Source organism: Devosia sp. (assembly GCF_965229025.1).
Taxonomy (GTDB): domain Bacteria; phylum Pseudomonadota; class Alphaproteobacteria; order Rhizobiales; family Devosiaceae; genus Devosia_A.
Genome location: NZ_OZ245853.1, coordinates 1061836 through 1075276 on the forward strand (window position 1 = coordinate 1061836; position 13441 = coordinate 1075276).

17 protein-coding genes are annotated in these 13441 nt (G+C 63.5%); 1 reads left to right on the forward strand and 16 read right to left on the reverse strand.

Features of this window, described 5'->3' with window-relative positions:
• Nucleotides 1-48 precede the first annotated feature (48 nt).
• From grxD to ACO06J_RS05195, 7 genes are all read right to left on the reverse strand, one after another.
• Nucleotides 49-384 carry a Grx4 family monothiol glutaredoxin gene (gene grxD / locus ACO06J_RS05165; protein ID WP_421759635.1) on the reverse strand — a complete coding sequence of 112 codons (336 nt, stop codon included), beginning with the start codon at nucleotides 382-384 and terminating at the stop codon, nucleotides 49-51.
• A gap of 104 nt (nucleotides 385-488) precedes the next feature.
• On the reverse strand, nucleotides 489-902 hold the full coding sequence (locus tag ACO06J_RS05170) for a GNAT family N-acetyltransferase (RefSeq protein WP_421759636.1): 414 nt from the start codon (nucleotides 900-902) through the stop codon (nucleotides 489-491).
• Nucleotides 899-1525 carry an HAD-IA family hydrolase gene (locus ACO06J_RS05175; RefSeq protein WP_421759637.1) on the reverse strand — a complete coding sequence of 209 codons (627 nt, stop codon included), beginning with the start codon at nucleotides 1523-1525 and terminating at the stop codon, nucleotides 899-901. The genes ACO06J_RS05170 and ACO06J_RS05175 overlap by 4 nt, the downstream gene beginning before the upstream one ends.
• A 158-nt stretch (nucleotides 1526-1683) precedes the next feature.
• On the reverse strand, nucleotides 1684-1788 hold the full coding sequence (locus ACO06J_RS05180; protein ID WP_421762453.1) for a DUF559 domain-containing protein: 105 nt from the start codon (nucleotides 1786-1788) through the stop codon (nucleotides 1684-1686).
• Between the two features lie 225 nt (nucleotides 1789-2013).
• Complete coding sequence (locus ACO06J_RS05185; RefSeq protein ID WP_421759638.1) at nucleotides 2014-2247, reverse strand: BolA/IbaG family iron-sulfur metabolism protein; 234 nt, start codon at nucleotides 2245-2247, stop codon at nucleotides 2014-2016.
• Between the two features lie 135 nt (nucleotides 2248-2382).
• Nucleotides 2383-2895, reverse strand: coding sequence for a peptide-methionine (S)-S-oxide reductase MsrA (gene msrA / locus ACO06J_RS05190; protein ID WP_421759639.1), 513 nt, complete (start codon nucleotides 2893-2895; stop codon nucleotides 2383-2385).
• Between the two features lie 84 nt (nucleotides 2896-2979).
• On the reverse strand, nucleotides 2980-3822 hold the full coding sequence (locus tag ACO06J_RS05195; protein ID WP_421759640.1) for a LysR substrate-binding domain-containing protein: 843 nt from the start codon (nucleotides 3820-3822) through the stop codon (nucleotides 2980-2982).
• A 99-nt stretch (nucleotides 3823-3921) separates the two neighbouring features.
• Between ACO06J_RS05195 and ACO06J_RS05200 the strand changes: the two genes are divergently transcribed.
• Nucleotides 3922-4908, forward strand: a complete 987-nt coding sequence (locus ACO06J_RS05200; RefSeq protein WP_421759641.1) for a sodium-dependent bicarbonate transport family permease — start codon at nucleotides 3922-3924, stop codon at nucleotides 4906-4908.
• Between the two features lie 5 nt (nucleotides 4909-4913).
• Here the strand turns inward: ACO06J_RS05200 and purL are convergent, their stop codons facing one another.
• From purL to ACO06J_RS05245, 9 genes are all read right to left on the reverse strand, one after another.
• The gene (gene purL / locus ACO06J_RS05205; protein WP_421759642.1) at nucleotides 4914-7136 is read right to left on the reverse strand and encodes a phosphoribosylformylglycinamidine synthase subunit PurL; all 2223 of its coding nucleotides are present in this window, start codon (nucleotides 7134-7136) and stop codon (nucleotides 4914-4916) included.
• Nucleotides 7137-7203: 67 nt separating this feature from the next.
• The gene (locus tag ACO06J_RS05210; protein ID WP_421759643.1) at nucleotides 7204-7674 is read right to left on the reverse strand and encodes a CYTH domain-containing protein; all 471 of its coding nucleotides are present in this window, start codon (nucleotides 7672-7674) and stop codon (nucleotides 7204-7206) included.
• The gene (locus tag ACO06J_RS05215) at nucleotides 7674-8546 is read right to left on the reverse strand and encodes a CHAD domain-containing protein (RefSeq protein WP_421759644.1); all 873 of its coding nucleotides are present in this window, start codon (nucleotides 8544-8546) and stop codon (nucleotides 7674-7676) included. The genes ACO06J_RS05210 and ACO06J_RS05215 overlap by 1 nt, the downstream gene beginning before the upstream one ends.
• 59 nt (nucleotides 8547-8605) lie before the next feature.
• Entirely contained in the window at nucleotides 8606-9244 is a 639-nt protein-coding gene (locus tag ACO06J_RS05220) for a Pr6Pr family membrane protein (protein WP_421759645.1), read from the reverse strand.
• Nucleotides 9241-9888, reverse strand: coding sequence for a Pr6Pr family membrane protein (locus tag ACO06J_RS05225; protein ID WP_421759646.1), 648 nt, complete (start codon nucleotides 9886-9888; stop codon nucleotides 9241-9243). The genes ACO06J_RS05220 and ACO06J_RS05225 overlap by 4 nt, the downstream gene beginning before the upstream one ends.
• A 6-nt stretch (nucleotides 9889-9894) precedes the next feature.
• A complete protein-coding gene (gene purQ, locus ACO06J_RS05230; protein WP_421759647.1) occupies nucleotides 9895-10563 on the reverse strand; it encodes a phosphoribosylformylglycinamidine synthase subunit PurQ in 669 nt (222 codons plus the stop codon).
• 166 nt (nucleotides 10564-10729) lie between these two features.
• Complete coding sequence (locus tag ACO06J_RS05235; RefSeq protein WP_421759648.1) at nucleotides 10730-11812, reverse strand: acyltransferase family protein; 1083 nt, start codon at nucleotides 11810-11812, stop codon at nucleotides 10730-10732.
• 149 nt (nucleotides 11813-11961) lie between these two features.
• Entirely contained in the window at nucleotides 11962-12135 is a 174-nt protein-coding gene (locus ACO06J_RS05240) for a hypothetical protein (protein ID WP_421759649.1), read from the reverse strand.
• A 50-nt stretch (nucleotides 12136-12185) separates the two neighbouring features.
• Nucleotides 12186-13394, reverse strand: coding sequence for a nucleotide disphospho-sugar-binding domain-containing protein (locus ACO06J_RS05245; RefSeq protein ID WP_421759650.1), 1209 nt, complete (start codon nucleotides 13392-13394; stop codon nucleotides 12186-12188).
• Nucleotides 13395-13441: the final 47 nt, after the last annotated feature.

Sequence of the window (13441 nt, forward strand, 5' to 3'; positions counted from 1 at the left end):
CCGCGTCCCGTGGGGCGCGGCGCTCAATCGCTTAATAGAAATCGTGCGTCAGGCGGTCTGCTTGACCGCAATGCCCTTGTCGGTGAGGTGCTGCTGCAGTTCGCCGGCCTGGAACATTTCGGTGACGATGTCGGCGCCGCCGACGAACTCGCCCTTGATGTAAAGCTGCGGAATGGTCGGCCAGTTGGCGTAGGCCTTGATGCCTTCGCGCAGGTCCTGGTTCTCGAGCACGTTGGCGCTGTCGTAGTCGACGCCGAGATAGTTGAGGATCTGCACGACGCGGCCCGAGAAGCCGCACATCGGGAAATCCGGCGTGCCCTTCATGAACAGGTAGATGTCGTTGTTCTTCACCTTGTCGTCGATGAACGCGTTGATGTCGCTCATGGTCATGCCTTTCGTGTCGCCGGGGAGGATGCCGGCCCGCTGAGGGTTAAATAGTCCTCGCGAGGCCTACTGTCGAGATGCGCATCGTCAAAAGCCGATGGAGATCAGGTGATCCGCAAATACATGCCGATCGACTCGGGCGCGGTGGGAGCGAAACCGAACTGGGCGTAGAGGCGGCTCGCCTCGCCGTCGGCAATCAGGCTGACATAGCCGGTGGCCGGGGCTTCGGCCTTGAGCCAGGCGACGAGCGCGGCGACGATCTGCTTGCCGAGGCCCTGGCCCTGATGTTCGGGCAGCACCGCGATATCGGTGATCTGGAAGGCCGTGCCGCCGTCCCCAATAACCCTGCCCATGCCGATGGCCTTGCCCTCATGCTCGACGACGACCGCGTGGAGCGAGTTTGGGAGTCCCTTGGCCGCAGCCGCTTCGGATTTAGCGCTGAGGCCGGCGCCGAGGCGCAGGGCGCAGAATTCGGTGACGGTGGGGAGGCGGGCGACGAGGGTGTAGGCTTTGGTCACGCGAGGCGGTCCTTGATCCAGGGGTGGGTGGTGACGTCTTTGAGATCGTCATACTGCACGGCTTCCCAGCCGTGGGTGCGGGCGGCCTTCAACACCTCCGGTGTGTCATCGAAGAACAGCGGTGGTTCGGCTTGCGGGCCCAGCCGGGCGTTCACCCACTCAAAATATGGCTTGGTCGGCTTGAGAGCGCCAACGCGGGCGGCATGGAACATGTCATCGAAGTAGTTTTCAAGACCGAGGTTCTTCCACAACCACTGGGCGCGCATATGCTCCTGGTTGGTGGCAACAAACAGCGGTGTGCCCTTGGCTTTCAGGGACGCCACGACATCGAGCAGCGGCTGGTTGAGATGGCTGTCATGCTCAAGCCAATAGCGGACGAACGCCATGGCCGGACCTCGATAGCCAAGCCGCGGCAGCACACGTTCCAGCGCTTCGAGCAGCGAGACCTGACCGACCAGCACCTTCTTGACGAACACGTCGAAGATGAACTCGGCGCGGAACTGATCCGGATCGACTCCAAGATCGGCCTTCAGCGTCGCATCCCAGCGGACCTGCTTTTCGGGCTTGGTGTGGTAGCCGTGGATGAGGACGCCATCGACGTCGAAGAGGACGGTACGGGTCATGGGTGGTCCTCACCCGCAAAGCGGGGGAGGGGGACCGCCGGAACGGCGGTGGAGGGGGCGGCGGCAAGCGCAATCTGCTGGAGGACGCCTTCAAGGCTCGAGGTCTCCAAAATGTCCGTGGCCTTGAAGCGCAAAACTTTAATACCTTGTTTTTCCAATCAAAAATCGCGGCGCTCGTCGTGCCCAGCTTGTTCTGGGCTGTCGTGATCAGTTCCCTCGACTTCGACGCAGAGCCTTGCTGCGGCGCAATAGAAATCGTGAATGTGCCCTACGGGATGCTGGCGGCGAAAACGAAGTTGCCGAGGCGGTGACGCGCAAGTGGTGCCAAAGGACGACCACCGGCAGGGTCATTTCGCGGCGGAGTCGCTTGGCGCGCTTGATAATGTCCTCTGGTGCCCGCATCCCTGCTCTCCAGTGTGGGGCTGCCCCCTCCACCGCCTTCGGCGGTCCCCCTCCCCCGTGAACGGGGGAGGATCAGGAAGGAGCCGTCAATCCGGCGCTTTAGTCTGCAGCGCCAGGGAGTGGAGGGTGGTGCCCATGTCGGTGCCGAAGGCGGCGTTGACCATCTGGTGTTGCTGGACGCGGGTTTTGCCGCGGAAGGCTTCGGAGATGATGGTGGCGGCGTAGTGGTCGCCGTCGCCGGCGAGGTCGCGGATCTCGATCTTGGCGTCGGGAATCGCGGCGAGGATGCGTTTTTCGATTTCGTTGGCGGCCATGCCCATGGCGAGTCTCCCGAGGATGCAGTGGCCTCAGATATGGCATGCGGGGAGGGGGCGTTCAACGGAGGGGGCGGTGCGTGGTGACCCCCACCCCAACCCAACCCTCCCCCTGAGGAGGGGGAGGGAGCAGGCTGGTGCTTAGGCCGCCTGGCGCTTGGGGAGCTTCCAGTTGGGGCGCACGAAGTGGCAGGTGTAGCCATTGGGGATGCGCTGCAGATAATCCTGATGCTCGCGCTCGGCGTCCCAGAAGGGGCCGACGGGCTGCAGTTCGGTGGTCACCTTGCCCGGCCAGATGCCGGAGGCGTCGACGTCCTTGATGGTCTCCTCGGCGACGCGCTTCTGCTCGTCGGAGGTGTAGTAGATGGCCGAGCGATAGCTCGCGCCGACGTCATTGCCCTGGCGGTTCTTGGTCGAGGGATCGTGGATCTGGAAGAAGAACTCCAGGAGGTCACGGAAGCTGAAGCGGGTGGGGTCGAAGATGATCTCGACGGCTTCGGCATGGGTGCCGTGATTGCGATAGGTGGCATTGGGGACGCCGCCGCCGGAATAGCCGACCTTGGTCGAGATCACGCCGTCGCGCTTGCGCAACAGCTCCTGCACGCCCCAGAAGCACCCGCCAGCCAGTACTGCCCGCTCGGTTGTGGTCGTCATGCTCAGGTCTCCCATGTTTGGTTCGCAACGATATATACGCATTGCGGTCCGATTTCGTTACAGCGATCACGAAATCGGCAAGTGTCAGTTGCGGAAGCGGCGCAGGACGAAATCTTCGAGCGAGTTGATGACGCTGTTGCCGGTCTCGTGCTTGAGCATCGAGACATGGATATCGCCGGGGCTCGGCAGCAGGCCGGCCGGCAGGGCGGAGAGCCGGTCCGGGATCATCGGGCGCGGCAGCACCGTGAGGCCGAGGCCGGCGCGGACGGCGGCGATGGTACCCGCATGGCTGGGACTGACCAGCGCTTGGCGCCAGCGCAGGCCCGCGCCTTCAAGGGTGCGCAAGGCGGCGGCGCGATAGACGCAAGGTTGCGGCGCGAGCACCAGCGGCAGTGGGCCATTGCCGGCGACGAGCGTTGGATCGCCGACCCAGGCGAGAGGCTCGTCCAGCACGTCGACGCCGTTCGGGAAATCCTCGGGCCGGTTCATCTTGACCAGCACCAGATCAAAATCACCCGACTTGAAGCGGTTGAAGAGGTTGACCGTCAGGTCGCACTCGATCGAAAGCAGGATGCGGGGGTGGATGCGGGCGAACTCGGCGAGGACGCCTGAGAGGTAGACGCTGGCAAAGTCCTCGGGGAGGCCGAAGCGCACCTCGCCTTCGAGATCGGGCTCGCGGAAGCGGTCGAGCGCCTCGCGCTGGAGATCGTGGATGCGGCGGGCATAGGCGAGGAAGATCTGGCCGTCGGCAGTGAGCGACACGGTCTTGCCGCGCGCGACGAGGCGCTTGCCGAGCAGATCCTCCAACTTGGCGATTTGCTGGCTGACGGCGGACTGGCTGCGGCCGACGCGCTCGGCGGTGCGGGTGAAGCTGCCGCCGTCGGCAACTTCGAGAAAGCAGCGAAGGGTCAGGGCGTCAAAGATCATTCGATTTTCTGATCTAAACTATATGTATTACGCGTTTTCCTAATGAAGCACGGGTGGGTAGGAGCAGGCAACCCCCAAACGAGGTCCCTCGAGGTCGCCATGGAATTCCTGTCAATCATCACGCAAAACCTGCTGTCCCCCGCCATCCTGTTCTTCGCGCTTGGCATACTGGCTGGCTGGCTCAAGTCCGACCTGACGGTGCCGGAAAGTATCAGCCGTTACCTCTCGATCTACCTAATGATGTCGATCGGGTTCAAAGGCGGAGCGGCGATTGTCGGCACGGGGGCGATTACCCTGACGCTGGTGCTGGTGCTGGTCGCGGGTCTGGCGATGAGCTTTCTGCAGCCCTTTGCCGCCTTCGGACTCTTGAAGGCCACCACGCGGCTGGACGCGCCGACCCAGGCAGCAGTCGCCGGCCATTATGGTTCGGTCAGTATCGTGACCTTCGTCACTGCGGTCAGCTTCCTTGGGCAGGCCGGGGTGGGCTACGAGAGCTACATGGTGGCCGTGCTGTCACTAATGGAGGCGCCAGCCATTCTCTCCGCGCTTTTCATCGCGCACCGGGTAGCGCCGGAAACCGTAGCCTCCGGCAAACAAGCCAGTGGCCGGCTGCTGCGGGAGATTCTGACCAATGGCGCGATCCTGCTGCTGTTCGGCAGCTTCATCATCGGCATGCTGTCGGGCAAGGCCGGGCTTGAGAAGATGGAAGGGTTCCTGGTGACGCCGTTCCAGGGCATCCTGGCGCTGTTCCTGCTCGATATGGGGCTGATGGTGGCCAGGCAGTTGCACCACATGAAGTCGTTCAGCCTGCCGCTGGCCGCGTTTGGCCTCTACATGCCGTTGCTCGGCGCAAGCGCAGGGCTGCTGATCGCTCGGCTGATCGGGCTCGATGTGGGGACGGGCACGCTGTTCATGGTCTTGTGCGGCAGCGCGTCCTATATCGCGGTGCCCGCAGCGATGCGGCTGGCACTGCCCGAGGCGAAAGCGGCGATCTACCTGCCGCTGTCGCTCGCCATCACCTTCCCGTTCAACATCAGCCTCGGCATCCCGCTCTATCTCTGGGCTGCTGAGATGGTGTTGAAGTGAGGGGGCTAGATCTCGCCCTGCATGTAGTTGGGGAACCAGCTTTCGTGCGCTGCCTTGAGGTCGGCGACAGGTACGGGGCGGGCCTCGCCCAGGGTCAGCGTGGTGCCGCCGGTGTTGCCGATCCAGGGGGCGAAGACGCCGGCGTAGGGGTAGACCTCTTCGTAGAACTTATCGAGGTTGTCCCGGCTCATGGTGACGAGGTAGCGGCCCTGGTCTTCGCCGAAGAACAGCGGAATGGGGTCGCCGCCGTCGAGCTGGTTGACCTTGGCGCCGATGCCGGAGGCCATGGCCATTTCGGCGAGGCCGAGGGCGAGGCCGCCGCTCGAGAGGTCGTGCACCGCGGTGGCGACGCCGTCGCGAATCAGGATGCGGACGAGGTCGCCGACCTTCTTTTCGTGGTCGAGATCGACCGGCGGTGGGGTGCCCTCGCGGCGGCCGAAGAGATCGCGGAGGTAGATCGACTGGCCGAGGTGGGTGCCCCACCAATCCGGCGCGCCGAACAGCAGGATGGCTTCGCCCTCGGCGGCAAAGCCGATCCGCGCCATCTTCGACCAATCGGGCAGGAGCCCGACGCCGCCGATGGTCGGCGTGGGCAGGATGCCGCGGCCGTTGGTTTCGTTGTAGAGCGAGACGTTCCCTGAAACGATCGGGAAAGCCAGCGCCCGGCACGCTTCGCCGATGCCTTTGATGGCGTGGACGAGCTGGCCCATGATTTCGGGGCGCTCGGGATTGCCGAAGTTGAGGTTGTCGGTGGCGGCGATGGGGTCGGCACCGGTAGCCGTGAGGTTACGCCAGGCTTCGGCCACGGCTTGCTTGCCGCCCTCATAGGCATCGGCCTCGCAATAGCGGGGGGTGACGTCGGAGGTGAAGGCGAGGGCCTTGGTGGGGTGGCCTTCGACGCGGACGACGCCGGCGTCGCCGCCGGGGCGCTGCAGCGAGTTGCCCTGGATCAATGTGTCGTACTGCTCGTAGACCCAGCGGCGGGAGCTGGAATTGGCCGAGCCGAGAAGGCGGAGGACGGCGTCCGCGACATCCATCTGCGGGATATCGTCGGCGGCGAGCGGCGCCGGGATTTTTGGGGCGGTCCAGGGGCGGTCATATTCGGGGGCGGCGTCGCCGAGATCCTTGATCGGGAGGTTTGCGACTTCCTCACCCTGCCAGAGGACGCGGAAGCGGAGGTCGTCGGTGGTCTTGCCGACGGTGGCGAAATCGAGTTCCCACTTTTCGAAGACGGCGCGTGCGGCGGCTTCCTTTTCGGGGTGCAGCACCATGAGCATGCGCTCCTGGCTTTCGCTGAGCATCATCTCGTAGGGGGTCATGGCGGTCTCGCGGACCGGGACCATATCGAGGTTGAGCTCGATGCCGAGGTCGCCCTTGGCGCCCATCTCGACTGCCGAGCAGGTGAGGCCGGCGGCGCCCATATCCTGGATGGCGATGACGGCGCCGGTGGCCATCAGTTCGAGGCAGGCTTCGAGCAGGCGCTTTTCGGTGAAGGGGTCGCCGACCTGCACGGTGGGGCGCTTTTCCTCGATGTCGTCGCCGAACTCGGCGGACGCCATGGTGGCGCCGCCGACGCCATCACGGCCGGTCTTGGCACCGAGATAGACGACCGGTTGGCCGACACCTTCGGCCTTCGAATAGAAAATCTTGTCGGTGTCTGCGAGGCCCGCCGCGAAGGCGTTGACGAGGTTGTTGCCGTTGTAGCGCTCGTCGAACTCGACTTCACCGCCCACTGTGGGCACGCCAAAGCTGTTGCCATAGCCGCCGACGCCGGCGACGACGCCAGAGACGAGGTGGCGGGTTTTTTCGTGCGAGGGGTCGCCGAAGCGCAGGGCGTTCATCGCGGCGATCGGGCGGGCGCCCATGGTGAAGACGTCGCGCAGGATGCCGCCGACGCCGGTAGCCGCGCCCTGGTAGGGCTCGATATGGGAGGGGTGGTTGTGGCTCTCCATCTTGAAGACCACCGCCTGGCCATCGCCGATATCGACGACGCCGGCATTTTCACCCGGACCCTGGATGACGCGCTCACCGGTGGTGGGCAGCGTGCGCAGCCAACGCTTGGAGCTCTTGTAGGAGCAGTGTTCGTTCCACATCGCCGAGAAGATGCCGAGCTCGGTATAGGTCGGCGCGCGGCCGATGAGCTGGATGATCTTCTGGTACTCGTCGAGCTTGAGGCCGTGGTCGGCGACCAGCTGCGGGGTAATCGCGATGTGGTTGTCGAAGGTCATCAGGAGAATCCGGGGGGAGGGACAAGCCCGCTATAGCCCAAGCGCTCCCGGTGCGACATAGCCGCAGCTAGTTTTCTCCACCGCTCGGCGCGGCGGCGAGGGTTGAGTTGTAGTAGTGCGGGTCACTGGTAACTTCGCGGCCAAGCCATTTGGGCAAGTCCAGCGCGCCGAAAGGGGGCTTCAGTTCGACCTCGGCGAGAGTCAGGCCGAGATGGCGGCCTTCGAAGGCGTCAACGATCCAGTCGCCACCGGGGAGGTTGAGGATATGGCGGCGCTTGAGGATGGGCTGGTTGTTGCAGTAGCCGAGCAGTTGCCGCGCGTCCTCGATGGGGATCGCATACTCGAACTCGGCGCGAGCCAGCGCCGAGCCACCGCCCTTTATGGTGATGAAGGCAGCGGCATCATTGATGGTGCGGATGCGGACCGTGACGCCGCCGCCAGTGGAGAGATATCCCTGGCGCAGTTGTTCGGTGCGAATGACATGGGGGAGCCAGCCGTCACCCTCGACCAGGAATTTCCGTTCGACCTCTATCGCCACTATGCCGCCTCGTAGGCACGCCAGGCAGTCAGATAGGCGGCAAAGCGCTTGCGCAGGGCCTTGGGAGTTTCGGCAAAGACCTGGGCGCCGAGCGGGGTGATCTCGGCCTCAAGCAAGGTTTGGCGCTGCTTGATGGCATCCTGGATGAAGGCAATATCCAGGTTGGTTCCGAGACGGTCAGGATCAGAAGCCAGGATTTCGGCCAGCACCGCCAGATCGTGGTGTGCGCCGAGCAGTTCCGCGAGGTCACCGGAAGCGCTTGCCTCCGAGCCGAGCATGGCTTCGGCGCACTGTTCGAGCAAGTTGAGATGGTGCCAATGGTATTTGGCGAGCTTGCGCCACTCGTGAAAACCGGTGTCGCTTGGATCGGCCAGCGTCGCCTTGCCTGCGTCGCGGGCGGCGCGATAGGTGCGCTCAAGCCCGTCCTCGATAGTGTGCTGGTCGATCTTTGCGATGTTCCAGTCTTGGCTGCGGCTGAGCATATCCTCCATCTCGGCGGCAAAGCGCACTAAGGCGGCGTGTTCCTTTGCCTCGTTGGCCGGCTCTGTCTCGATAGCCGGCATTGGGCGGCCGGCGGCTTGCATCAGGTCGAACAGGGTTTGCTGCACCACATTGGCGTCGCGTGCTTCGGACAGGTGCCGTGCAGCGTCTCGCACATTGGTGTTTTCGTCGCGGTAGCGGCGGAAGTCGGGTTGCACGAGGCGGAACAGAGCGCGCAACTTCTTGCAGCGGCGGCGCGATTCATGGATGCGCTGGGCGGGGATGGTGGCTTCGTCGAGAGCAGCTGCCACCGCCCGGCTCACCTGCTCGCGGGCGATGCGAAGGAACCCTTCCCCAAAGGTGACATCCGTCCGGGTCCATTCGAAGGCCATATTCACTCCGGCGCGGTTGCGTCGCGCGAGACTAACGGCACGCGCGTGTCACAAACAAGTCAGGGTGTTAGCGGCGTGCGGCGTGCGAGAAGGCGGTCAAGGCCTATAGTTGCGGCGTAGAGCACGACAAAGCCCGCGAGGACCCCCAGCCCGTTGAGCAGCACTGGGCCGTATCCAAGCTGGTTAGCGGCGAGGAAGGGGTAGGGGTACTCATTCACCACAGCGCCCCGCGCCATCGCCCAGATGACATACACTAGGGGATAGACCAGCATCTTGGGCAACTCAGCCCACCTGAGCTGGCCGTGAGCCTGAAACAGGACCCACCACAGCGCATACATCGTCGGGTCGACATAGTGCAGCGTGCGGTCGGCGATTGTGAACCAGATGTCGAAGTCGGCAAGGCCGAACAGCAGGAAGTGATAGACGACCATCACCAGTACGATTGCTCCGGCTGTCATGGCGCGGACCCATGGCGTGCGCCACCACTGGAGCCAGGCCCATCTTACAAGGTCCGACAGGTAGACCGCCGCCGCCATCAGGTTGGTGAGGATGGTGAAGAAGGTGAAGTAGTAGACCAGCGCGCCGATCAGGCTGTCGCCATTGGAAAGGCGCTGGTTGACGGTCAGCACAACCTGAAACACCAGCACCCCGAGGGTGATAGCGAAGGCCAGCGTTGTGATGACGCGCTTGAGTGTCATGCCGGTCGACTTCGCCTCGCCAACAGTTTGTCTGCGGCAACGATGATCACAGAAAAGATCGCGACGGCAAGCACCAGAACACCGACGCCAATAGCTACCCCGCCATAGCCATTCTTGCCCACATCGAGAATTTCGTAGGGGTACTCTCCCGTGAACGCGCCGCGGATGAGGATAAGGACCACATAGACCAAGCCAGGGGCCAGCAGCATCGGGATGGCGCGAAAGGCCAGGGCACCGTGGCGCGCAAGGCCCAGCCACCAGAGCATGTAGAGGGCAGGGGTGAGGTAGTGGAGAATCCACGTCGCAATGCCGAGCGCGCCTTCGAGATGGAGGTAGGGCGAGAGCATGAAGTGGAAATAGAGCCCGACGAGCATGATGTAGCTGGCCGCCATCGCCTGAGCCTGAGCGCTCCTGAACCAGGCCAAAGCCCGCCAGTTGGTCAGCTCCGAGATGTACACCAGCAGCAAGAGCAGGTTGGTGAGGTGGGTGAAAAAGCTCCAGAAGTAGACAAACGCGTCGAGCAGCGAGCGCGCCTGAAGGTTTTCGGCGGACACAGTCATCACGGCGGGAAAGATCGACGCGGCGTCGATGGCCAGCCCGGCGACGCCGAGGATCAAGCCAATCAAGACAACGAAGCTATTCACCTCAACTCACGCGGCGAGTTGCAGGATGCCTGAAAACAGTGCGCGGCCGTCCGTTCCACCATGGGCAGGCTCGATCAGGTTTTCAGGGTGTGGCATCAACCCCAGGACGTTCTTTTGCTCGTTGAACACCCCGGCAATGTCATGCATCGAGCCGTTGGGGTTGGTGCCATCGGCGTAACGGAACGCGACCTGGCCGTTATCTTCGATGCGCGCCAGGGTCTCGCTGTCGGCGAAGTAATTGCCGTCGTGGTGGGCGACCGGGCAGCGGATCAACTGGCCCTGGGTGTACCCGCTGGTGAAGTCGGTCGCGGCGTTTTCGACCGAGAGCGTGACTTCGCGGCAGACGAAGCGGAGGGAGGCATTGCGCATCAGTACGCCTGGCAGCAGTTGCGCCTCGGTGAGGATCTGAAAGCCGTTGCAGACGCCCAGCACCTTGACGCCCTTGGCGGCGCGCTCGCGGATGGTCTGCATCAGCGGGGAGCGTGCGGCGATGGCACCGGCCCGCAGATAGTCGCCGTAGGAGAAGCCGCCGGGAATGACGATGAGATCGACGTCGGGCAGTTCCGCGTCCTGGTGCCAGACCAGGGTGGGCGCGACGCCGCCGATCTTGGTCAGGGCGGCGATCATGTCACGGTCGCGGTTGAGGCCGGGGAACATGACAACGGCGGCTTTCATCGGCTGCTCCTGTGAAGCGATGCCGATGCTTTGATGAGTCTCAGGGTCAAAAGCAAGGGCGACGTCGCACTATGCCAAGGTGTTTGCGACGTCGAAGGTGGCCGCTCGGCACAGGTGGTGGCCGTCAGAAACTGCTCAAAGAGCCGCGGTACCGTATTCGCAGAGGCTATTCTGCGGGCTGCGGGTGCGCCTGTGCCGGGTTGCGAGAACCAGGGGTGCCGGGCAAGTGTGCCCAGGCCGGGCGTTCGAACAGGAACTTGCCCCAGCCGGTCTTCTGGATGATCGCGTAGAGGATCAGCGGCGAGACCAGGGCAACGGCCATGACCATGAGGCTGACGACGCTGGTGTCGTTGACCAGGCCGGTCTTGAGGATCAGCGTCCGCATGGCGGCCATCGGGATCGAAAAGCTCAGGTAGACCACGATGGAGTGCTCGCCGAGCCAGCGCAGCCAATCCATCCGGGGGAGCCGGACGAGGAGCGCAGCCGTAAGGCAGATCAGGAGCGAGCCAGCAAAGCCCAGCGCCAGGTGCAGCGGCGGGAAGGCGGCAAAGCCCATGGTGATGCCGCGCGGATGCATCTCAGAGCCGCCGCCGAACACCAGCAGGCCCTCAAGCACTGCATAAGCGATGAGGGCAACCAGCGTGATCGCGACGTGATCCTGAGCCCAGGCGACGATACGGAACACCAGCGGGGCGAAGGCGTAACCGGCGTAGAAATAAACGTAGTAGGACGCGAAGTGGTCGATGATCGAAATGCCGGTCACCGGTTGCGCCAGCATCAGCTGCGCAGCGGCGCCAAAGCCGAGCCAGTGCGGGACCCGCAGCGTGAACAATAGCTTGGTGACCATCGAGTAGACGGCAAGCATGTAGATGAACCACAGCACGCCATACGGCTCGATCACGGTGCTGACGATCTGCCGGGCAGACTCGCCGAGGTCGCCGGTGCCGAGGCCAACCTTGAACAGGATCTGCAGCACAGCCCAGAGGAAGTAGAAATAGAGGTAGTGGACGGCGCGGCGGTCCGAAAACAGCGTCCATGGCCGGGCGATCACCTGGCCGAGGAACAGGCCCGAAATCAGGAAGAATTCCGGCATGCGGAAGGGCGTCGCCCAGCCGATAATGTAGTGCAGGATACCGGTGTTGTTGAGGTCTTCGCCCACGCCATAGGCGGAATGCATCATCACAACCAGAATGATCGACAGGCCCTTGGCGGTGTCGACCCAATCGAGGCGGTTTGGCGAGGTAGGCATGGTGGTGGACCCTGTAACGTATGGTCCACTTTAACGCGTTGTGGCAGCGTTATCAGGCAAACCTCGAAACAGGCTTAAGGCGCGTGCTTAACGGGCGGGCCTGAGCTGTGATCGAGAGTTTGGAGAGGACGCGAGGCCGGCGGCTAGAGCTAGAGCGGCAGGCCGATATGGGTGGCGCAGAGGACGCCCATGGTCATGAAAAACATGGCGGAGATCGAAAAGGTCTTGAGCATTTTAAGTCGCGTTCTGCGCGTCGCCGATGGCCGGTCGCGCTGGTTGAGATTTCGGTTAGGTAAGTCTGTTTGCCGGGACGCGATAGCCATCCCGTTCGCATGCCTCCAATGCACCCAGCCGACTGAATGAAAACTGAACGTCAGTGGTTAATCGCGACGGATTCGATCACATCTGCGACCTTGGTATAACCACCGCCCGCGCGGAGCGTGTCGCCCAGACTTTTGGCGTTGGCGCGATAGGACGGATCGGCGAGGACGCGCTGCAGGGCGTCGTATATCGCGGGGCCCTCGATTGGCCGGCCATAGCACTCGCCGTCGAGGACGATTCCGGCGCCGTGGCGGGTCGCGGCGAGGGTGTTGCGCAGTTGCTCGAAGTGCTGAGGCACAGAGACGAACGGAACGCCGTTCCAGAGCGTCTCGTGGATGCTGCCAAGGCCGCCGTGGGTGATGAATGCGGTGGCGCGCTCCAGGACCGGCATCTGCGGGAAGGTCTGCTGCACGATGAAGTTGTCGGGGATGGTGCCGAAACGCGTTGTGTCGCTGCCCGGACCAGCGGCGAGCAGGAACTGTGCCGGGTAGTCGGCAAAGACATCCAGGCAGCGCCTGAAGAAGGCGTCGTGCAGGAACTGGACGGTGCCCATGGAGATAAGGATCACCGGGCGGCCATCGAGGCGCGAGAAGTCGAACTGGTCGGGGCGGGTGCGGGCGTCGATCGAAGCACCTGGAAAGACCCAGGTCGGATCGTTGGCGAGCGGCGTTTTGGGGTGCAGTTCTCGGCTCGTGAGGACGATCGTGCGGTCGCCGCGGAGCGGAACCATCGGGATGCTGCGCGGCCAGTTGCTGACGCCAAAGCGCACCAGCTTCATGAGTGCGAGCGCCAGGCGCGGGGCGCCAGGGATGAAGTTCCTCGCGTGGCCCCAGAGTTCGCGCCAGCTGGTGAGGTTGCGGAACAGCTCGAAGACGAAGATTGGCGAGTCGGAAACACTCGGGAGCTTCAGCGTCTTCGTCGCAATGTAGCCCCAGAAGGCGGCGGAATCGAACACCACCACGTCGGGTTTTTCGAGCGGCAGCCGTTCGAGCGCGAAATCGGTGAGGGGTGCGGTGGCGCGCAGCAGCATTTCGAAGGCGGCAATCAGGTTGCCATCCTTCAGCCGCTTGGCGAAATCCATCGCATTAAGCGCTGGCGGGTACGCCACGAAGCTTGCGCCAGTGCCGCGCACCAGCGATTCAAACTCGATGGAGTTATAGACCACCACGTCGTTGCCACGGCGTACGAGTTCGGCCACCGGCCCCAGCATCGGAATCATGTGTCCGAAGGCCGGCATGCTCAGTACGACGATCTTCGACATTGCCCAGGCCCCCGCTCAAGCGGGAATAGCCTATGACGGCATAAAGC

What these genes read in the sequence shown, in the direction of transcription:
- grxD (WP_421759635.1), bottom strand. Translation starts at nt 384, where the DNA reads ATGAGCGACATCAACGCGTTCATCGACGACAAGGTGAAGAACAACGAC.
- ACO06J_RS05175 (WP_421759637.1), bottom strand. Translation starts at nt 1,525, where the DNA reads ATGACCCGTACCGTCCTCTTCGACGTCGATGGCGTCCTCATCCACGGC.
- ACO06J_RS05185 (WP_421759638.1), bottom strand. Translation starts at nt 2,247, where the DNA reads ATGGGCATGGCCGCCAACGAAATCGAAAAACGCATCCTCGCCGCGATT.
- msrA (WP_421759639.1), bottom strand. Translation starts at nt 2,895, where the DNA reads ATGACGACCACAACCGAGCGGGCAGTACTGGCTGGCGGGTGCTTCTGG.
- ACO06J_RS05195 (WP_421759640.1), bottom strand. Translation starts at nt 3,822, where the DNA reads ATGATCTTTGACGCCCTGACCCTTCGCTGCTTTCTCGAAGTTGCCGAC.
- ACO06J_RS05200 (WP_421759641.1), top strand. Translation starts at nt 3,922, where the DNA reads ATGGAATTCCTGTCAATCATCACGCAAAACCTGCTGTCCCCCGCCATC.
- purL (WP_421759642.1), bottom strand. Translation starts at nt 7,136, where the DNA reads ATGACCTTCGACAACCACATCGCGATTACCCCGCAGCTGGTCGCCGAC.
- ACO06J_RS05215 (WP_421759644.1), bottom strand. Translation starts at nt 8,546, where the DNA reads ATGGCCTTCGAATGGACCCGGACGGATGTCACCTTTGGGGAAGGGTTC.
- ACO06J_RS05220 (WP_421759645.1), bottom strand. Translation starts at nt 9,244, where the DNA reads ATGACACTCAAGCGCGTCATCACAACGCTGGCCTTCGCTATCACCCTC.
- purQ (WP_421759647.1), bottom strand. Translation starts at nt 10,563, where the DNA reads ATGAAAGCCGCCGTTGTCATGTTCCCCGGCCTCAACCGCGACCGTGAC.
- ACO06J_RS05235 (WP_421759648.1), bottom strand. Translation starts at nt 11,812, where the DNA reads ATGCCTACCTCGCCAAACCGCCTCGATTGGGTCGACACCGCCAAGGGC.
- ACO06J_RS05240 (WP_421759649.1), bottom strand. Translation starts at nt 12,135, where the DNA reads ATGGCTATCGCGTCCCGGCAAACAGACTTACCTAACCGAAATCTCAAC.
- ACO06J_RS05245 (WP_421759650.1), bottom strand. Translation starts at nt 13,394, where the DNA reads ATGTCGAAGATCGTCGTACTGAGCATGCCGGCCTTCGGACACATGATT.